This is a genomic window from Aquimarina muelleri DSM 19832, assembly GCF_000430665.1.
GTDB classification, from domain to species: domain Bacteria; phylum Bacteroidota; class Bacteroidia; order Flavobacteriales; family Flavobacteriaceae; genus Aquimarina; species Aquimarina muelleri.
In genome coordinates this window covers 43,773-63,347 of record NZ_AUML01000036.1, presented here as the reverse complement: position 1 = coordinate 63,347, position 19,575 = coordinate 43,773, and the positions used below count along the sequence as shown (strand labels likewise).

Genomic DNA, 19,575 nt, shown 5'->3' with positions numbered 1-19,575 from the left:
GGGGTTCTTTTTTGAATATTTACTTAAATATAGCGATAGGTATGTAAAATGGCTAAAATTTTTATGATACAAATTTATTTAGGACAGGATTGGAACAAAGCTATTTTTTTTCACTTCCATCAAAAAAAATAGATCACTGTATAGTTTCGCAAATTAGAGTGCTTAATTCTCTAGCAAATTCGGGTTCTGTATATAAACTATGTCCTTTTTTATTTTTTATAACAGCAATGTTATTCATTTTAGACAACCATTCCTTATTGGGGGCATAGGTATCGGTTTCGCCAAAGTAAAGTTTTATATCTCCATCAGGTTTGTTCGTTTCATACCGTAACCTTGTAGCAGAAACAGCGTATAGAGAAGCTACTTTTAAGCCTTTTAACATAGATTGCCACGCAATAGTACCACCAATACTAAATGCAAGAATATGTACTATTTCGGTCTCTTTATCGATCAGGTTTTGTACTGCTAATTCGATGCCACCATTAACAAACTGTTGATGAAGGGCTTCTTCGGTATATTTTGAGGTATTTAATTTACCCAAGGTACAGCAATCGTAATATTGTATTTCAAATTTTTCGTTAAGTATATCGGTATAATAAGGTAACCAATCTGATTTTTTTAATCCCCAAAGATCGGATAAGATAAGTAGTTTTTGTTTTGCCATATTAATTTTGCTTAGCTATTATTAGTATTGGACTCCATTCTTCAACGGAATGACAAATGAACTCATTTCGATGTTCTGTAAATTTTTTAAGAAGAAAATCTATCCGTACTATTCTATGCTCCTAATAGGGGTAGGTGTTTGACTTTATGATAAGTCAATGCCAATTGTATACATTGCTTTACTTCGGTTTCTGGTATTTTATCTTTTAGCTTAAATATTATCGCCCTGCCTCCTTCAAATGTAAATATATCATTATAAAGAATCCTAAAGGTTGCAATCAGGCTGGATGTGCATTGAAAGTATATGGCATATTGTTCTGGATTTTTTGCTTTCCAATCGATTCTTATTGTACTGCCATGTTTTGTAAGATAACTTGGTTCTCCCCATTTTAGGGTTTCTTCTAATTCTGTAAGCCCTTCTATAGCCGATGCGGTTTCTATAATTAATTCTCTAAGACGTTGCATTTGTAGTAGCACAGATTCTGGATACGTATTAAAAATGTTTTTGACCTTTGGGTTACTTATTAGTTGCATTTAATAGTTGCTTATTGTGGGTTATTAGGTGTAAAAATGGTTTAATTTTTTTGTTTTTTTAGTTATTAAGGAAGAGTTTTTTAGTTTGCTATAATCAATAATAGTGCAATTATTAAAAGAACTATCCAACCAGGATGTTTTCCTTTTGTTCCTACTAATACCAGTATAGAGGCTAAGAACATGGCATACATTATAATCATTAACATAAAGTCTATTATACCAGAATTTGATTCATTATGGTCTAAGGATATTTTTATTAATATAGCTCCAATACACCAACCAAAAATAGAAGCCAAATGCCATGTAGCCCATAGTATTCTTAAATGTCTTTCTTTTAATTCGACACTTCCTTTTGAAGGAACTAAATTTCTTTTATGTCTTTTGCTTTTAAAAATCAAATACTCTCCTAGAATGGAGTGAGCTATACCCAAAGCGAAGCATAAAATTCCTGCAGTAAGTATATATATGTTCATTATCTTATTTATTTACAATAATTAATTTGGTGTTATTTTTAGTTTCTTTTTTATGAACAGCCAAATTATATGTTGTGCAATTTTAAATATATAATAACAAAACAGAAATCCAATTAGAATTAGTACAGTTACTTTAAGAAATGTGTTTTTGGTTTTATCCATATTGTGGAGTTTAATTCTCCGAGGATTGTCTCTAAAACAATATATATTTTTGGCAACATACTTTTTGAGCTTGCTTCGAGGTTATTGATTTGTTTTTTTTTCGATCATAAGGTTATATTCTTCGGGTATTTTGATTCCTTTAAATTTATTGGTTAGTCCATAAAAGGTTACGATATTTAGTATAATTCCAAAAGTCAAAATTAAGATTGATTGTTTTTTTGGAGTTAGTCCAAAAATAGGGTGTTTCATTTTTTTGTAATGAATAGCAGAAATATGACCAAAAAAAGAAAATATAGCAAGTCCATAGTAAGGGATAAAAAACAAATTAAGAGGAAAAGTATTAAGGCCTGCAACTCCAAAATAAATATTAGTATCAAGATTTAAAAAATACCTACCCATAAATATTGCGGCAAGATGAAAGACAAAAAATATAGATAAATATAATCCACTCCATAATTGTAATTTTTCAAAAAAACCAGTAACAGTTTTTTTCTTTTTTAAAAACAATTTTATTCCAGAAATAATTTGAATAAAAATAGCAATCAATAAAATTGTTTCGGCAAGAATATGTCTATAAACTAACCGGAAGGAATTCATTAATTGGATATGTTGCTCTACTCCAAAGAGACTGAACATATGATTAAATAAATGAAAGGTTATAAAAATTGTAAGTATAATGCCTGATAGATAATGAATTTGTTTCACCTTTTTTTTATTACAAAGATGTATTCAAATTATGACTTATCATTTGATTTAGATCAAATTCAACTTTTTAATCCTCTTATTCTACTTAATGTTTCTAAAGTAATACCAATATAAGATGCAATATGTGTTAAAGGGATTCTTTGTGTGATGTTAGGGTGAGTGGATAAAATATCTTTATATTTTTGTTCTGCAGATTGAAATTGCATAGACACAATTCTTTCTTGCAAGCGTAACATAGTGTTTGTTACTATTGTTTTACTTAATCGTTCAAAATCATGGTATTTATCGGATAATTCAATTATGCTATCTCTGGATATTTCTAATAAGGTTGAGTTTTCTAATACTTCTATAAAATGCGGGCTTTGGATATTACGAAAAAAACTATTTATGGAACTAATAAAATCATTTTCAAAAGCAAACCAATCTGAGATATCTTTTCCGTTTTTTAAATAATAAGCTCTCGAGCAACCCTGTACAATAAAGTATGCTTTGTCTGAGTATTGACCTTCTTTTACTAAAACCTCTCCTTTTTTTATACCTAATATTTTAGAATTATTGGATAGTTCTGATTGACATTGAGAACTTAAAGGAGAATATTTTTCACTAATAATATGTATTATTTTTTTTTTGTTAGTTAATGTGTTGTGTAGTGGTGTTAATTTTGATAAATCTATATTTTGTGGAGTCATTTTTTTTGGTTTATCACTAACATTAGTTTGTTTTAAAAAACAATAAACTAGGTAGGGGTTTGAGTTAATTTAAATAATATATTTCCACAGATAAAATTTCAATACAATTTTTGTTCGTTTTATTATATCTTCTTATCTGATGGTCTTTTTTAATCCACATTATGGAGTTTAATTCTCCGGGGGTTGCCTCTAAAACAAAATATATTTTCGGAAACATACCTCGTTAGCTTGTTCCAAGGTTATTGATTAATTTCTTATATCAAACTAAGGTTTTAAGAAATATAATTCCATATATTTTTATGTTTTGCCATCTGTTGATAGGTGTACATTAAAACTTTATTTTTTTCTAAAGCTAAAGAAGGATCTTCATTTAGGATCTTAACTGCATAGTGTCTTGCTGTTTTTAAAATATCATTATCTTTTACTATATCTGCTATTTTTAGGTTAAGCACACCGCTTTGCTGTGTACCCATAATATCTCCTGGTCCACGTAGTTTTAAATCTACTTCGGCAATGTCAAAACCATCATTGGTACGCACCATGGTTTCTAATCGAGTTTTGCTATCGGCAGATAATTTAAAACTGGTCATGAGTATACAAAAACTTTGCTCGGCACCACGTCCCACACGCCCTCGTAGTTGATGTAATTGAGATAACCCAAAACGCTCTGCACTTTCTATAATCATAACACTAGCATTAGGAACATTAACCCCAACTTCAATAACGGTAGTGGCTACCATGATTTGTGTTTCTCCTTTTACAAAGCGATCCATTTCATAATCCTTATCTACGGGTTTCATTTTGCCATGTACGATAGAGATTTGATATTGTGGAGCAGGAAAGGAGCGGGCTATACTCTCATAGCCATCCATAAGATCTTTATAATCCATGGCTTCCGATTCTTGTATTAAAGGATATACAATATAGATTTGTCTTCCTTTTTCGATTTCGTCTGCCATAAACTTAAAGACCTTTAAGCGGTTACTATCATAACGATGTACCGTTTTAATAGCCTTTCGTCCTGGGGGCAGCTCATCAATTACCGAAATATCCAAATCCCCATATAAGCTCATCGCCAGAGTTCTGGGTATAGGTGTTGCCGTCATTACCAAAACATGTGGAGGATAGGTGTTTTTATGCCATAATTTGGCTCGTTGTGCTACACCAAATCTATGTTGTTCATCAATAATTGCTAGTCCCAGATTTTTAAACTTTACTTTATCTTCGAGTATAGCGTGGGTGCCGATAAGGATGTGTAAAGTACCATCTTCTAGTTCTTGATGGATTTCCCTGCGTTCTTTGACTTTAGAGCTACCCATTAATAATTTTACATTAATATCTAGATCTTTGGTAAGCTCTGTAATCCCTTGGTAGTGTTGATTAGCTAAAATAGCTGTAGGAGCCATAAGGCAGGCTTGAAAACCATTGTCCATGGCCAAAAGCATAACCATTAGGCCAACTATAGTTTTGCCAGAACCAACATCTCCTTGTAAAAGTCGGTTCATTTGTGCACTACTACCAATATCGTTTCGTATTTCTTTTATAACACGTTTTTGAGCATTGGTAAGCTCAAATGGTAGGTGGTTGTTATAAAAGGTAGTAAAATATTCTCCAACATCAGTAAAAGGAAACCCTTTGATCTTCTGTTTTCGAATCAGTTTTTTGATGATAAGCTGTAGTTGTATATAAAATAATTCTTCAAATTTAAGACGATATTGTGCCTTTGCTAGTAACTCCTGACTTTTTGGAAAGTGAATATTAAAAACAGCTTCGCTTTTTGAAATCAATTTTAATTCTTCTAAAATCTCGGCAGACAACGTATCATAAAACCTAACATTAGTTTCGATAAAAAGTTGTTGCATCATTTTACTTAGCACCCTGTTGGTAATCCCTCTATTCGATAATTTTTCGGTCGAAGGATAAATAGGTTGCATCGCAGTTCTTAAGTTTTGTTGATGCTCTGCTAGCAATTCCATTTCTGGGTGGGGCATATTAAATCCATTATAGTATTTCGTCTTACCAAAGATTACATATGGTGTATTTAGTTTAATATTTTCTCTAATCCACTTATGTCCTTTAAACCATACCAGCTCTATTTCGCCAGTATCATCTATAAATTTGGCTACTAATCGTTTTCCTTTTTTTTGCTCTACCGTTTTAAGGTGAACAATCTTACCTATTATCTGTACTTCGGCAGAGTTACGCTGTAGCTGATTAATTTTATAGTATTGTGTTTTATCCAGATATCGATTAGGAAACAGATTTAATAAATCTTGATAAGTATGGACGCCAAGTTCAGACCGAAGCAAAGTAGCACGAGTAGGTCCCACGCCTTTAAGATAATCAATCGGAGTTTGTAAGATATTAGGGTTCATTAGGACGAAGATAGTACTTATTCAAAAATAGTTCAACCCCTAATTATAAATGTTCCTAGTAAAAGTTGCCACATTAGGATACTAATTTCGTTATTTTGGCAGAACATTTGGTCAAAAAGAAATGGAGTTTATATTGTTATAAATTTTTAAGATTTTTAAAATCAATAAAAGTAAGAACTCTTTTGAAGCACCAAAGAAAATATTTAAGTAAGAAACAAATGAAATTTATTTTAGCCTTTTTTATACCTTTTATTTCGGGTATTGGGATTGCCCAAGAAACCTCTCCTATATTATCTTATACGGTAACAAGAGAACAACCGTATGTTGATTTTTTAGAAAGTACAGCCACTTTAAACATCAATGCAGAAAAAAAAGAAGTAGATGGAAATGTAATATATACTTTTAAGATTCTGAAACCAACTAAATCGATATACATAGATGCTCAAAATATGAACATCCAACAAATTACCTTAAACGGAAACAAAGTAGAGTATACGTATGATAATAAAAAGATAATTATACCATCTGATTTTAAAGAAGCCCCAACAGAACAAAATATAACTATCGCATATACCGCTACTCCAAAAAAGGCATTGTACTTTGTAAAGGATTATAGCGGTAATGATCAGATATGGACGCAAGGACAAGGTAAATACACCTCTAATTGGTTACCTAGTTTTGATGATATGAATGAAAAAGTAGTGTTTGATCTTCAACTACAATTTAATAAAGGATACGAGGTGATTGCTAACGGAAACCTTATAAAAAGCGAATCTGTAAATGACTCTATACAAAGTTGGCATTATGATATGCAACAACCAATGAGTAGCTATCTGGTAGCTTTTGTAATTGGTAAGTACGAAAAAGTAGTGGAGGTTTCTGCTAATGGTACTCCTTTAGAGATGTATTATTACCCAAAAGATAAGGACAAATATGAATCTACTTATCGGCATAGCAAAAAGATATTTGACTTTTTAGAAAAAGAAATAGGATATACTTTTCCTTGGCAAAATTACAAACAAATACCAGTAAAAGATTTTTTGTATGCTGGGATGGAAAATACCGGTACTACTATTTTTTCGGATGCTTTTGTAGTAGACGAAACTGCTTTTGTAGATCAAAATTATATAAATGTTAATGCGCATGAATTAGCACATCAATGGTTTGGAGATTTAATAACCGAAACCGAAGGAAAACACCACTGGTTACAAGAAGGTTTTGCTACGTATTATGCGCTTTTGGTAGAAAAAGAAATTTTTGGCGAAGATTATTTTTTATATAAATTATACGAAAGTGCAGAGCAACTTACGGAACTATCTAAAACAAAAGAAGCTACTTCTTTACTAAATCCTAACGCAAGTACGCTAACTTTTTACCAACGAGGAGCATGGACAGTTCATGCTCTTAGAAATCTAATAGGAGATACTAGTTTTAAAATTACTATTCATAATTTTTTGGAAAAATACAAGTTTCAAAATGCTACTACAGCAGATTTTATAGCAGTAGCAGAAGAGGTTAGTAAGACAGATTTAAGTGCTTTTAAAAAATTGTGGATAGAGAATGTGAAATTTCCTTCGCAAGAAGCATTGGATATACTGGCAAAATCACAATTTATTAAAGATTATTTAAGTTTAGCACAAGAGCGAACCCAACCTTTGGCAGGCAAATGGAGTGTTTTGGCAAAAGCCCTCAATTTACCGACAAATGATTATATGGGGCAAGAAGTTATTTATCAGTTAGGAGGGGATACTTCTCCAGAAGTAATAGCACTGTATGACAAAGCTTTTGAGACAAATAATATTTTTGTTCGTCAAGCTATTGCAAATACGCTAAGTACGGTTCCAAAAGACTTACAAGTACAATATGAATCTTTATTAAAAGATGCCTCTTATGCTACTATAGAAGCAGCTCTGTATCACTTGTGGTCGGGTTTTCCTGAAAAAAGGAAAGAATACTTGGATACAACAAAAGAAGTTGTAGGGTTTGCAAACAAAAATGTTAGAATGTTATGGCTGGTTCTGGCTCTAAACACAAAGGGTTATCATATAGATCAGCATCAAAAATATTTTATAGAGCTAACAGAGTATACGTCTTTAAAACATGGTTTTAGTACTCGCGAAAGTGCTTTTACTTATTTAGAAAGTTTGCAGGCATTTTCAGACGACTCATTAGTATCTCTTGTCGAAGGAGCTACTCATCATAATTGGCGTTTTAGAAATTCATGTAGAAAAATTATGGATAAATTACTACAGGATGAAAAATATAAAAAGAAATATGTAGTTTTAATGAATAGTTTACCCAAAAATCAACAGGATTTTTTAGAAAAAAAAATAACCCCATAATATAAAGTATGCGTGCATTGGTAATTTCTGGAGGCGGTAGTAAAGGAGCTTTTGCAGGTGGCGTTGCACAGTATTTGATTCAGGATTTAGATAGAAAATATGATCTCTTTCTTGGTACTTCTACAGGTAGTTTATTAGTTTCTCACTTGGCATTATCAAAAATTGAAGAAATTAAAAGCTTTTATACTTCAGTAAACCAAAATTCTATATTTAAAAATTGCCCGTTTACTATTAAAAAGAAAAGAGGATATACCAATATCAATATCAATCATTTTAATGTTTTGCGTAATCTAATTAAGGGCAATAAATCTTTTGGAGATAGTAGTAATCTTAGAGAACTTATAGAGAACGCTATTTCTGAGTCTTTTTTTAAAGAATTACAATCTAGTGATAAAGATGTAATTATTACAGTAACAAATCTGTCTGCTAATGAAGTGGAGTATAAATCTATAAAAGAATGTTTATATAAAGATTTTTTAGATTGGATATGGATATCCTGTAATTACCCTCCATTTATGAGTTTGGTAAGGAAAAACAATTGTGATTATGTAGATGGTGGTTTAGGATCTATGGTTCCTATTGAAGAAGCAATACGAAGAGGAGCAACAGAGTTAGATGTAATTGTATTAGAAACAGAAGTTAATTACCTAAATCGAATGCCTACTAAAAATCCTTTTTCGTTAATCACCAATATGGTAGATTTTATGATGGATAGGATAGAGCATCAAAATATTAGAATAGGTAAATTTAAAGCTTTACAAGAAAATGTAGCACTGGATTTGTATTATACACCTACTGTGCTTACTACAAACTCTTTGGTGTTTGATAAAGAAAAAATGACGCAATGGTGGTCAAAAGGTTATAAATTTGCAAAACAAAAAAACATATCTAATCCAATATAAAATATGCGGGCACTAGTAATTTCGGGTGGAGGAAGTAAAGGAGCGTATGCTGGAGGAGTGGCACAGTATTTAATTCAAAAGCAAGGCAAACAATATGATATGTTCTTAGGAACTTCGACAGGAAGTCTTTTGATCTCTCAATTGGCTTTAGGAAATATCGATAAGATGTATGATATATATACTAATGTTAACCAAAATACTATTTTTAATGTAAACCCTTTTGTGGTACGAAAAAAAGGGGATAGAGAATACGTGTCGATCAATTTTTTTTCATCACTATGGCAGTTTATGAAAAAGAAACGAACGTTTGGTGAAAGTAAAAACTTGAGAAGATCTATACGTAGAAATTTTTCTGAAGCTGAATTTAACTTAGCACGTAAAAAAGTAGAGGATGTTGTTGTAACGGTATCTAATCTTACTAAAAACAGAACAGAATATAAATCTATAAATGATTTTTCGTACGAAGATTTTTGTGATTGGATATGGATATCCTGTAATTATGTTCCTTTTATGAGTTTGGTTACCAAAAACGGTTATGAATATGCAGATGGTGGTTTTGGATGTATGGTGCCCATACGAGAAGCTATACGGCGAGGGGCAACAGAGGTAGATGCTATTATTTTGGAGTCTGAAAATATGGAGCACAATAAAGTATTAGGAAAAAATCCATTTTCTCTTATGGTAAATCTATTTAGCTATATGTTAGATCAGGTAGAAGGTCACGATACTGTTGTTGGTAAATTAGCCGCAATTAATAAAAAAGTACCATTAAACTTATATTATACCCCATCTAAACTCACTGAGAATTCTTTAATTTTTAATAAAAAACTTATGGGAAGTTGGTGGAAACAAGGATACGAATATGCTGCAAAAAAGGCTAAACTGGCAGAAGATAATAAGCTTAAGAATATTGATCTAGCAGGATAGCCTATAATTTTTTTAATCCACATTGTGGAATTTAATTCTCTAAAGGAGGCTTGCCTCGAAAACAAAATATATTTACAGAAATATACCTCGTGAGCTTGCTCCGAGGTTATTGATTGGTATGATAATTAAAGATTAAAAAACAGCACTAATTTCTTCTTTAATAAAGGCTAAGGCAGCATCACTAGGAGCTCCTTTTTCTACAAGTTCGGTAAGAATTACTTCTCTCATTTTATTAGCAGAATCTATTTCTTCTTTCAGTGTATTTCTTCTAATCAAAGCTATAGTAGCGTTTTTTGCTGCTTTAATAGTATTCCAACATTCATCAGAGATATAAATTTGTTGCGTAAGATTATGTTCGAATTCTTGATCTATAGTGCTTGTTAATAAAGACTCATAGTCTTTTTTATCCTCTCCTAAAGGAGATATTCTAATAAGTAAATTACCTGGTGAAATTCTTTCTAATAACAAAACCATACGTTCATATGCTTGTAATTTAAGGGGTAATGCTTGTTTTTTATTTTCTCTGTGCAATAAGAATCTTCGACGTTTTTCTTCATTATCCGTATGTGCTTTAAAAAAATATATTGAAAGCAAAGCAATTAAAATTGCAGGAACTAAAGAAATGATTAGTGGTAAAATTTCGATTTTCATGTATGTTTAAATATTATTTTTATGTTCAAAAGTAATATAATTACTTATTTAACTCTTTATAGTTTTCCTCAAAAAAAACATATTTTATGAATTTGTAGTGAGGTTATTGATTTATAGTTAAGAAGCTTGTTGTTCTATTTGATTTTTATAATACCCACCAAGATAGGTGCAATTTTTTAAATCTTGTGCACAGGTATATTCTACAGGAGTCTTTGTATATTTAAAAGATTGTTCTAATGTTCTGGTAAGCTCTCCATCATCTACATTTAGGTCTATATCTTGCATGGTAAATTGACAAGGGTGTTCATGACCTGTTGCATGTGTTATTTCTATAAATTCTTTTCTGAAAGTTTTAAAGTATTGTGCTAAACGATCTGATTTTAAAGGAATATCAATTCCTTTTTGTAACCATTTACTTTGTGTTGCTATCCCGCTTGGGCATCTATTGGTGTGGCATATTTGTGCTTGGATGCAACCGATACTCATCATAGCTTCACGAGCAACATTTATGCAATCTACTCCCATTGCAAATGCCATAGCTGCTTTTGCAGGAAATCCTAATTTTCCACTACCAATAAAAACTATTCTATCTGTAAGGTTGTATTTCTGAAAAATTTTATAAATAGCAGTAAATCCATACACCCAAGGCAAGGATACATGGTCGGCAAAACTAGGAGGAGCAGCACCAGTACCACCTTCGCCACCATCTATAGTAATAAAATCAGGGCCTTTATTGGTTTCCACCATTAGTTTGGCAAGAAGTTCCCATTGCTCTGTTTTTCCTATAGCGGCTTTAATTCCTACAGGAAGTCCAGTTTCATTTGCGATATCTTCAATAAATTGTAAAAGTTCAGGAACATCTGTAAATGCTTTATGTGAAGAAGGGGATAGGACATCTTTTCCAACCTCAACACCTCTAATCTCGGCAATCTGTGGGGTGATTTTAGCACCAGGTAGGACACCTCCTTTTCCTGGTTTTGCACCTTGAGATAGTTTGATTTCAATTGCTCTTATAAATGGGTTTTTAGTAACAAGATCTTTCATCTTTTTCATAGAGAAATTACCATCCTCACTTCGTACTCCAAAATAACCAGTTCCAAAATGAAAGATTACATCACCACCATTGCTATGATATGGCGAAAGTCCTCCTTCTCCAGTATTATGATATGCATTAGCTTTTTGTATGCCTATATTTAAAGATTCTACTGCTCGAGCAGAGAGAGAGCCAAAACTCATAGCAGAAACATTGATAACGGACCCTGGGCGATATGGTTTTTTACGATTATTATACAAACCCATTACTTTAGCACAAGGTAAAAAAGTCTTATCTTCTTTATTAGGATGGTCTTTATCCATTTTGTATGGTATCATACAATTTTTTATAAAGATATGTTGGTGTTGGTATATATCTCTATCAGTACCAAAGCCTTCGTAATTATTTTCATTTTTTGAAGATGCATAGACCCATCCTCTTTCAATTCTGTTAAAAGGAAGTTCTTCGCGGTTGTTAGCAACAAAGTATTGCCTTATTTCAGGGCCAATACTCTCTAAAAGGTATCTTAGATGTCCTACTATAGGGAAGTTATGGCTAATTGTATGCTTTTTATTTAAAAACATATCTCGGATAGCTACTAATATTAAAGCTATAATAATCCATATCCACCAAGATATAGAACCTAAAAAGTTAAGTATATTTTCCATTTTTAATTTACCTATTTAATATTAAGATAATCTAATGTTAGTTGAGACATTACTTTTACGCCTAATAGTAATCCGCTTTCGTCAATATAAAAATCAGGTGTATGATGTGGGGCAGCTTCCTTAGATCCAGGTGTTTTTCCTCCTAAAAAGAAATAGAACCCTGGTACTACTTCTTGAAAGTAAGAAAAATCTTCTCCGCCAGTAGTTGCTTTAGATAAAAGTACATTTTCTTTACCGGCAACACCTTGGATGGTCGGGAGCATTTTTTTGACAAGATCTGGATCATTATAAGTAATAGAGGTGTTATTTTGAAATACAATAGTTGCATCACCGCCATATGCTTTTGCAATGGAGGGTACCATCTCATTCATTCTTTTAATAATAAGAGTTCTCATTCCAGGATCCAGAGTTCTAACAGTGCCAATCATTTCGGCACTTTCTGGAATAATGTTAAACCGTACACCACTAGTGATTTTGCCAACAGTAATAACAGCTGCTTCATTGACTAAAGGAGATTCTCTACTTATGATGGTTTGTAATCCATCAATAATTTTTGCCGAGATTAATATGGGATCTACTCCTGCCCAAGGAGCGGAACCATGTGTTTGTTTTCCTTTTACATTGATAACAAATCTTTCTACAGCAGCCATAGTTCCTCCTGGTTTATAACGTATTTTGCCTACATCGGTTCCAGAATTTATATGTAAACCAAAAATAGCGTCTACATCTGGATTTTTTAAGACTCCTTCTTTGATCATTAATTTAGCTCCACCTTCTTCTCCTGGTGGGGGACCTTCTTCCGCAGGTTGAAAAATAAATTTAACAGTACCATTTATTTTATCTTTATGTTTAGAAAGAATTTCTGCAACCCCCATTAAGATGGATGTATGAGTGTCGTGACCACAGGCATGGCTAACACCGACTTCAGTATTTAAAAAATTAGCTTTTACTATAGATTTAAAGGGTATATCTACTCGTTCTGTTACAGGTAGGGCATCAATATCCGCTCTTAAAGCAACAGTTTTTCCTTCTTTTTTTCCTTTTAAAATAGCAACTACACCTGTTTTGGCAACATTTTCCGTTACTTCTAAGCCTAAACCTTTAAGGTGTTTAGCTATTTTTTTTGCAGTTTCAAACTCTTGGTTAGATAGTTCTGGATTTTGATGAAAATCGCGCCTCCATTCAATTACTTTAGATTCAATTTTTTCTGCGGAAGCATTAATGTCTGGATCTATTTGTTGTGCATAGGTCGAACAAAAAACCATTGTAATGATTAATAAAAAAGTTTGTGTTTGTTTTTTCATTAGGGTTAAAAATTAATGAGTCTGTAATTTTCGTTTTGTAATTGTACTAAGGCAGTCATTGCAGATAAAGCAATTTTTATTTCGGGTAGAGTTTTTTCTTTAGAAATATTTCTATGCGCAGCAGTCTGCCCACATAAAATTATTTGGACACCTTTTTCTGCCAAAGCAGAAAGCAATGATGTATTAGGGTTATCTATACCATACTTATTTTTATATTCGGTGTTATTTAATATATCATTTGCTGCTTCTCCATGAACGACTAAGGCAACATGTAGTTTTCCAATAGGTACTCCTGCATCTGCATGCATATTAAGGTATCTGGCAGCTGTATTAAAAAGAGGGTTTATTGTAGAGTTGTCTTTAAAAGTTCTGCCAATATCAAATACTACTTTTAAGTCTTTTTGAATATTAGTTTTAAAGTCGGGATTGTTTACCGTATATGTTTTACCAAACTCAGTAATTATTTTACCTTGTTTTGTTTTTTGTTGTGAAAAGGCTAGTATCGGTAACAGAATAAAAATATAGTATACAATTGTATTTTTCAAGGTTTGAATTTTGGTTTCTAAAGATATTCAAAAATCTATTAAAGGAAAGTTAAAAACCTTTTTAGATTTATATAGATAAACAAAGCATATCTTTTTTGGATAGATATGCTTTGTTTTTTAGATTTTAAAACTATTCTCTTATAAGTTTACCTATTGGTTTATTATTTATAAGTAAAATGTATAAACCATTAGATAATTCAGAAATATCTATTTTAGATATAGGAGCAGATTGAATTACTATTTTTCCTTGAAGATTAACGATTGTTACATCATAATCTTCTGGTGTAAAACCATCGATATATAAAAAATTATTATTGTTAATTGGGTTAGGGTAGTAGGTAAATGTTTTGTTTTGTCTGATTGAGTTAAGTAAAGTTTGATCGATATTAATTTTTTTTGATAGACTTTTACATCCTGTTTTATTAGAGATTTCGATACTATATTCCCCTACTTTTGTTGGTAAATGTTCTGATTGATCAGCACCATCAATTACCTTTCCATTATAATACCATTGATAATTATAAAACTCTGAGGTAACGGCTAATTTTTTATTTTGATTAATCTTTATTAATGGTTGTTCTGGGGTATCAGATATTGTTACTTTAACTTGGGTTCTAATTTTGGTAATACAATCTCCAATTACCCCTTCTATATAATATGTTATATTATTATCTAATGGGGGGGTAACAAAAGTTGTCCCAGAAGCAATACTTGTATTTTCTGTAATACTGGTGTACCAAAGATATTCACTATTACCAGATACAGTTAGTGTAGCGGATTCTCCTCTACAAATATTTAGATCAGAAACAGTGGGTTGATTAGGGGTTTGTATATTTATAAAATTTACTTTTTCTTTTGTGTTATCCCCAGTATCATTAGTTGTCGTTAATGAGACTGTATAATTACCTTGTGAGGTATATGTGTGGCTAGGGTTTTTGTTTGTAGATGTTGTACCGTCTCCAAAATCCCAAAGATAAGAGTTGATTTTATTAGTAGAATTATTTACAAAATTAATAGTAAAACAATTTTTTACTGCTTCAAATTCAGATAATGGAGGGTTTTTATCATCTCCAGGAGTATAATTACCAGATATAGTATAATTACCTAAAGACGAAAAATCAGAATATCCATTATTTACAGTTCCTTCTCCAACACCGTCAATTTCTATGTAATAAATTCCTTCGGTAAGGATTTGATTAATAGATGCATTGAGTCCGTTAGGGTTAGAAATAGCAATTTCTTGCTCCAGTTCATTAAGTATTCTTGCTTGGATATTTAAATTAGGATAATCTGGGTCTGGATTAAAGTTTAAAGACACAGTTCCAGTTTCTACAGCAAAGGTAAATACATCTTTGTCATCTCTGGTACTAATTAAACCAAAATTTTGATTAGCATTAACGACTCCTTCAGGGGTTACTTTTATAGATGTAGCATTACTTGTATCATTACTATGATCGTCGTTTTGAAAGCCAACTCCGTTTCTGCTATTAGCGATAATTGCAATATCATTTTGGTTACTTGTTGCATTATCATATTCGCCAGCACTCCATTGTCCGATTGGTTTATTTACGCTCCATCCCATAATAGGGCTCCATTGCCCATGTCCGGCATAATATTCTGTGCTTCCTTGTCCATCATGAGATAATCCTAAAGTATGTCCAACCTCATGAGATCCAGTTTCTCCAGCAGCTCTTGTCGATAGATTATATACCCAACAAGGATTATCTACATTAGAAGAAAAAGAGTTTACATAAGCGACACCTCCAGAGCCTGGTTGAGCATCATTAGTAGGAGTGAAGATACACATCATTCTACGGTTTATAGGAGCTGCATCAAAAAGATCTCTTCTAGTTGTGACATTAAGATTAAATGGTCTAAAATCTTCTGCCATTATTTTCCAAACCTCTATTATTTTTTGATCAGAAAAATTTGGAGATTCTGCATCGATAGTAGCTCCACCTAGCCAAGATGTACCTGAGACTAATTCACCATCAAAATCTAAATAGATAATACCTAACGCTCCAGGCAGACTCTCTAATATTAATGGAGAAGCCATTTTTGAATATTTATTGGTTGTAGTTCCTACTTCTGTATTAGCCTTTTCAAAGTCTACACAAATAATTTTATTGATATCAGTTTCTTCAATAAATACTTTTCCATTTGTTTCAGAATATAGTAGATATGCCTTTTTTGCATTGTTTAATATAATATGACCATTTAAAATATTATCTATTCTGGAAATAGAAAAACTAGATAATTTTTCTCCATTTACGGTTCCTAATAAGGTAAGATTGTTTTCTTTTTCATTTTTAATATTTAAATCAAACGAAAAGCTTTTATTTCCTTTCGTTTTAAAAGTGGAAGATTTACTTTTATTAGAACTAATCAATTTATTTACAAAACTTTCTTGATTGTTAGATAATAGATAAGATTTTTTAGATTGTCCATAAGTATTGTATCCTATTATAAATATAATAAGCAATAGATAATTTAGTATTTTTTTTTTCATGTTGGGTTTGGGGCGCGGTAGTAATTTATTTTCAGACTTTATTTTTTTAGAATTTTTCAAAGTTATAAAACTATTATAAATAAGTATCAGAGTGCGAATAAAACATTTCTAGAAACAAAAATAATATAGATGTTTAAAGACATCTATATTATTTTAAAAAAGGAAACAGATTTTATATCTCTGAGGCTTACCTTGCAAACAAAATATATTTTCAGAAACATACCTCGCGGCTTGCTTGCTCCAAGATTATTGATTTATGAAATACTTATTATTCTTTCTAAAGGAATGATTGTAGATTGTTTTAGAATTACTTCTTTATCGGTTATTCCCCATATAGTGGTTTCTACTTTTTTTAAGCCTTTATCATCTACAAAAACGATTCTTACTTTTTCATGCTCTAAATTTCCTAGAGTAAGTGCTCTTTGTAATTCTAAAAATCGATCTATTTGATCTTTTCTTTTATCTAAAACATCTTCTTTTGGAAATTTCAAAAATTTTATTTGTTCTTTTTGTACTATTTGTACATTCATTTTTGGGGTCATAAGTATCGAGTTTAGTTAAGTTTTGTTTTCTTGTTTTGCTAAAAATATGATTTTTATCTTTAAAAATTGCTTTTTGTCTATATTTTTTGTTTAAAAATTAATAATGTAGGAATTTTAAGTATTTGGTGGTGTAGAAAACATAAGATATTAACAAAGAGGGTGACGGACTATAAAAACTAAACTTTTAGATAATTTATATAGAACCTTAAGATAACATTATAGCCTTAATTTGTACTCATATTTTAATTAACCAAACTTAAAATTATGAAAAGTACTATTACTCTTATATTAATGTTATTATTTGCAGGTTCATTTTTTGCACAAAAGCATCCATCTACAGGAGAATGGAATGTATATTATGGGCATTTACATAATCATACAGGTTTATCAGATGGAAAAGGGACACCTACAGAAGCGTATACACATGCTAGAAATGTTGCGGGGCTTGATTTTATGGGATTATCAGAACATGGTATCTTATTAACAGCAGATAGATGGAATACATTAAAAAATAGTGCTAATGCAAATAATGTAAATTCTGAATTTGTTACTTTTTGGGGATTTGAATGGACAAGTAGTTTAGTTTATGGGCACATTAGTATTATAAACACAGAGGATTTTACTAACGTACTTTCTGATTTTTCTTTTTCAGATATTACATCCTGGTTAGAAAAAAGAGAAGGCATAGCTTTTTTTAATCACCCAGGAAGAGAAAATGATATTAGTTTAGAATTTGAGCATTTTGAAACTGTTCCTACAGATAAATTTGTAGGTATGGAATTATGGAATAAGGGTACTGGATTTGATAAGTTTTATTACAATGATGGGTATTTTAAAGAAGATCAAAATAGAAGTTTTTATGACGAAGCAATTTCTAGAGGATGGAAAATAGGAGCTGCAGGATCTCATGATCATCACCAAAGGGAATGGGGTGAAACAGATATGGCTACTGCAATTTTAGCTAAATCACTAACACGAGATGATCTTTATGAATCTTTAAAAGCTAAAAGATTTTTCTCTACAGAGGATAGGAGTATAGCGTTGTCATTTACTCTTGATGGTAATGAGATGGGATCTACTGTTTCTGGAAGAAGTGAAAACAAAATTAATATAAAAGCTTTTGACACAGAAAATGAAATTTTTACTAAAGCAGAGTTATACAGAAACGGTATTTTATTATTCCATTGGGATGTTAATGTTACAAATGTAGATATCTCTTATGTTATAACATCTTCTAATAATGATAGTTATTATGTTAAAGTAACTCAGGAAGATGGTGATGAAGCTATTTCATCTCCAATTTTCATAGAAGGAAATATAGGAAATACACCTCCAATAGTATCACTTACAAGTCCAGAAGCAGGTAGCTTATTTTCTAATGGAACAACAATAACATTATCTGCAAATGCTAAAGATACAGATGGTTCTATAAGTAGAGTAGATTTCTATAATGGTGTACAAAAGATAGGAGAAGTATTATCAAGCCCCTATAGATTTACATGGGCTAATGTAGGTTCGGGAGATTATCAATTAATAGTAAAAGCAATTGATGACCAAGGTATGTTTGGAGTTTCTACACCTGTAAATATAAAAGTTTCGGACTCTTCTTCGATTCTCTCAAACTTAAGAGTCAAAGATAAAAATGATGACGCAGAGCAAGGGTGGACAGGAATAATGTACAGAAAAAGCTCTGATCTGGAATTGGTAAATGACGGATTTTTGAATGGAAATCAAAAAGTAGGTATTAGATTTAAAGATGTAAGCATTCCTAAAGGAGCCATTATTAATTCAGCGTATGTACAGTTTACAACAGATGAAACAGATAGAAAATCTACTGATTTAGTAATCAAAGGAGAGTTATCAGCAAATTCAACCTCTTTTGATTCTCAAAATATTTCTAAAAGAGATTTAACACAAGCTAAAATGAAGTGGTCTGTAGAAAAATGGGATACTGTAGGAGAAACAGGAAACAAACAAAGAACACCAGAGCTTAAGGATATAGTACAAGAAGTAATCAATCAGCCAGGTTGGGGTATTTCTAGCGCACTTACATTTGTGATTACTGGTAAAGGAAGAAGAACTGCAGAGTCTTATGATGGATCACCATCCCAAGCCCCATTATTGGTAATAGACTATTCTACTGTTACTTCTCCGCCTTTTGAACTACTTAAACTTCCAGTTTTATCCCCTGCAAAAGAAAATTTAATAAGCTTGAATGATGATCATCATCATTTGGAGCAGAAAAATGCAGATATAGATTCACAAAGCGTTTTATATCCTAATCCATTTGATGATACAATAATTGTTAAGGTTTCTGACCAAGATATTGCAGCAATAAGGATTTATAATTTACAAGGACAATTAGTTGTTTATAAAAAGAATATAAACGATAGCATGCACATAATCAACACATCAAGATTAGAAAAAGGTACTTATGTTATTGCTATTACTACCAATAAGGAATTGATAACCAAAAAAATTATAAAAGAATAATACTTTATCAATTATTAAGAGTTTAAACAATATCTCTTTAAGTACAATAATTTTATCT

16 protein-coding genes are annotated in these 19,575 nt (G+C 31.4%); 4 read left to right on the top strand and 12 right to left on the bottom strand.

Going from position 1 to position 19,575, the window contains the following annotated elements; genetic code table 11:
* Window positions 1-133: 133 nt before the first annotated feature.
* From H527_RS0114715 to recG, 6 genes are all read right to left on the bottom strand, one after another.
* On the bottom strand, window positions 134-664 hold the full coding sequence (locus tag H527_RS0114715; RefSeq protein WP_027413414.1) for a hypothetical protein: 531 nt from the start codon (window positions 662-664) through the stop codon (window positions 134-136).
* 113 nt (window positions 665-777) lie between these two features.
* Window positions 778-1,197, bottom strand: a complete 420-nt coding sequence (locus tag H527_RS0114710) for a DUF1801 domain-containing protein (protein ID WP_027413413.1) — start codon at window positions 1,195-1,197, stop codon at window positions 778-780.
* A gap of 80 nt (window positions 1,198-1,277) precedes the next feature.
* Window positions 1,278-1,670 carry a hypothetical protein gene (locus H527_RS0114705; RefSeq protein ID WP_027413412.1) on the bottom strand — a complete coding sequence of 131 codons (393 nt, stop codon included), beginning with the start codon at window positions 1,668-1,670 and terminating at the stop codon, window positions 1,278-1,280.
* A gap of 243 nt (window positions 1,671-1,913) precedes the next feature.
* Complete coding sequence (locus H527_RS0114695; RefSeq protein WP_211235740.1) at window positions 1,914-2,468, bottom strand: hypothetical protein; 555 nt, start codon at window positions 2,466-2,468, stop codon at window positions 1,914-1,916.
* A 128-nt stretch (window positions 2,469-2,596) separates the two neighbouring features.
* Window positions 2,597-3,226, bottom strand: coding sequence for a Crp/Fnr family transcriptional regulator (locus H527_RS0114690; RefSeq protein WP_051316785.1), 630 nt, complete (start codon window positions 3,224-3,226; stop codon window positions 2,597-2,599).
* A gap of 272 nt (window positions 3,227-3,498) precedes the next feature.
* Window positions 3,499-5,601: an ATP-dependent DNA helicase RecG gene (gene recG / locus H527_RS0114685; protein WP_027413409.1), complete on the bottom strand. Its 2,103-nt coding sequence runs from the start codon at window positions 5,599-5,601 to the stop codon at window positions 3,499-3,501.
* Between the two features lie 218 nt (window positions 5,602-5,819).
* Between recG and H527_RS0114680 the strand changes: the two genes are divergently transcribed.
* Genes H527_RS0114680 through H527_RS0114670 form a run of 3 tightly spaced genes read left to right on the top strand, consistent with a single transcriptional unit; the run spans window position 5,820 to window position 9,772 of the window.
* Window positions 5,820-7,943 (top strand): M1 family metallopeptidase, encoded by a 2,124-nt coding sequence (locus H527_RS0114680; protein ID WP_027413408.1) that lies wholly within the window; start codon window positions 5,820-5,822, stop codon window positions 7,941-7,943.
* 8 nt (window positions 7,944-7,951) lie between these two features.
* Window positions 7,952-8,845, top strand: a complete 894-nt coding sequence (locus H527_RS0114675) for a patatin-like phospholipase family protein (RefSeq protein ID WP_027413407.1) — start codon at window positions 7,952-7,954, stop codon at window positions 8,843-8,845.
* Window positions 8,846-8,848: 3 nt separating this feature from the next.
* The gene (locus H527_RS0114670; protein WP_027413406.1) at window positions 8,849-9,772 is read left to right on the top strand and encodes a patatin-like phospholipase family protein; all 924 of its coding nucleotides are present in this window, start codon (window positions 8,849-8,851) and stop codon (window positions 9,770-9,772) included.
* A 132-nt stretch (window positions 9,773-9,904) separates the two neighbouring features.
* Here H527_RS0114670 and H527_RS0114665 read toward each other — a convergent pair whose 3' ends face one another.
* The 6 genes from H527_RS0114665 to H527_RS0114640 all read right to left on the bottom strand — a co-directional run bounded on the left by H527_RS0114665 (window position 9,905) and on the right by H527_RS0114640 (window position 17,024).
* Window positions 9,905-10,423 carry a DUF7935 family protein gene (locus tag H527_RS0114665; RefSeq protein WP_027413405.1) on the bottom strand — a complete coding sequence of 173 codons (519 nt, stop codon included), beginning with the start codon at window positions 10,421-10,423 and terminating at the stop codon, window positions 9,905-9,907.
* Between the two features lie 117 nt (window positions 10,424-10,540).
* Window positions 10,541-12,124 (bottom strand): FMN-binding glutamate synthase family protein, encoded by a 1,584-nt coding sequence (locus H527_RS0114660; RefSeq protein WP_027413404.1) that lies wholly within the window; start codon window positions 12,122-12,124, stop codon window positions 10,541-10,543.
* An 11-nt stretch (window positions 12,125-12,135) separates the two neighbouring features.
* Window positions 12,136-13,428 carry an amidohydrolase gene (locus H527_RS0114655; RefSeq protein ID WP_027413403.1) on the bottom strand — a complete coding sequence of 431 codons (1,293 nt, stop codon included), beginning with the start codon at window positions 13,426-13,428 and terminating at the stop codon, window positions 12,136-12,138.
* Between the two features lie 5 nt (window positions 13,429-13,433).
* A complete protein-coding gene (locus H527_RS0114650) occupies window positions 13,434-13,973 on the bottom strand; it encodes a DsrE family protein (protein ID WP_027413402.1) in 540 nt (179 codons plus the stop codon).
* Between the two features lie 130 nt (window positions 13,974-14,103).
* A complete protein-coding gene (locus H527_RS0114645; RefSeq protein WP_155837909.1) occupies window positions 14,104-16,482 on the bottom strand; it encodes a PKD domain-containing protein in 2,379 nt (792 codons plus the stop codon).
* 254 nt (window positions 16,483-16,736) lie between these two features.
* Window positions 16,737-17,024 (bottom strand): hypothetical protein, encoded by a 288-nt coding sequence (locus H527_RS0114640; protein WP_027413400.1) that lies wholly within the window; start codon window positions 17,022-17,024, stop codon window positions 16,737-16,739.
* 264 nt (window positions 17,025-17,288) lie between these two features.
* Between H527_RS0114640 and H527_RS0114635 the strand changes: the two genes are divergently transcribed.
* Window positions 17,289-19,517: a CehA/McbA family metallohydrolase gene (locus tag H527_RS0114635; RefSeq protein ID WP_027413399.1), complete on the top strand. Its 2,229-nt coding sequence runs from the start codon at window positions 17,289-17,291 to the stop codon at window positions 19,515-19,517.
* The last annotated feature ends 58 nt before the right edge of the window (window positions 19,518-19,575 follow it).

What these genes read in the sequence shown, in the direction of transcription:
- H527_RS0114715 (WP_027413414.1), bottom strand. Translation starts at nt 664, where the DNA reads ATGGCAAAACAAAAACTACTTATCTTATCCGATCTTTGGGGATTAAAA.
- H527_RS0114710 (WP_027413413.1), bottom strand. Translation starts at nt 1,197, where the DNA reads ATGCAACTAATAAGTAACCCAAAGGTCAAAAACATTTTTAATACGTAT.
- H527_RS0114705 (WP_027413412.1), bottom strand. Translation starts at nt 1,670, where the DNA reads ATGAACATATATATACTTACTGCAGGAATTTTATGCTTCGCTTTGGGT.
- H527_RS0114695 (WP_211235740.1), bottom strand. Translation starts at nt 2,468, where the DNA reads ATGTTCAGTCTCTTTGGAGTAGAGCAACATATCCAATTAATGAATTCC.
- H527_RS0114690 (WP_051316785.1), bottom strand. Translation starts at nt 3,226, where the DNA reads ATGACTCCACAAAATATAGATTTATCAAAATTAACACCACTACACAAC.
- recG (WP_027413409.1), bottom strand. Translation starts at nt 5,601, where the DNA reads ATGAACCCTAATATCTTACAAACTCCGATTGATTATCTTAAAGGCGTG.
- H527_RS0114680 (WP_027413408.1), top strand. Translation starts at nt 5,820, where the DNA reads ATGAAATTTATTTTAGCCTTTTTTATACCTTTTATTTCGGGTATTGGG.
- H527_RS0114675 (WP_027413407.1), top strand. Translation starts at nt 7,952, where the DNA reads ATGCGTGCATTGGTAATTTCTGGAGGCGGTAGTAAAGGAGCTTTTGCA.
- H527_RS0114670 (WP_027413406.1), top strand. Translation starts at nt 8,849, where the DNA reads ATGCGGGCACTAGTAATTTCGGGTGGAGGAAGTAAAGGAGCGTATGCT.
- H527_RS0114665 (WP_027413405.1), bottom strand. Translation starts at nt 10,423, where the DNA reads ATGAAAATCGAAATTTTACCACTAATCATTTCTTTAGTTCCTGCAATT.
- H527_RS0114660 (WP_027413404.1), bottom strand. Translation starts at nt 12,124, where the DNA reads ATGGAAAATATACTTAACTTTTTAGGTTCTATATCTTGGTGGATATGG.
- H527_RS0114655 (WP_027413403.1), bottom strand. Translation starts at nt 13,428, where the DNA reads ATGAAAAAACAAACACAAACTTTTTTATTAATCATTACAATGGTTTTT.
- H527_RS0114645 (WP_155837909.1), bottom strand. Translation starts at nt 16,482, where the DNA reads ATGAAAAAAAAAATACTAAATTATCTATTGCTTATTATATTTATAATA.
- H527_RS0114640 (WP_027413400.1), bottom strand. Translation starts at nt 17,024, where the DNA reads ATGACCCCAAAAATGAATGTACAAATAGTACAAAAAGAACAAATAAAA.
- H527_RS0114635 (WP_027413399.1), top strand. Translation starts at nt 17,289, where the DNA reads ATGAAAAGTACTATTACTCTTATATTAATGTTATTATTTGCAGGTTCA.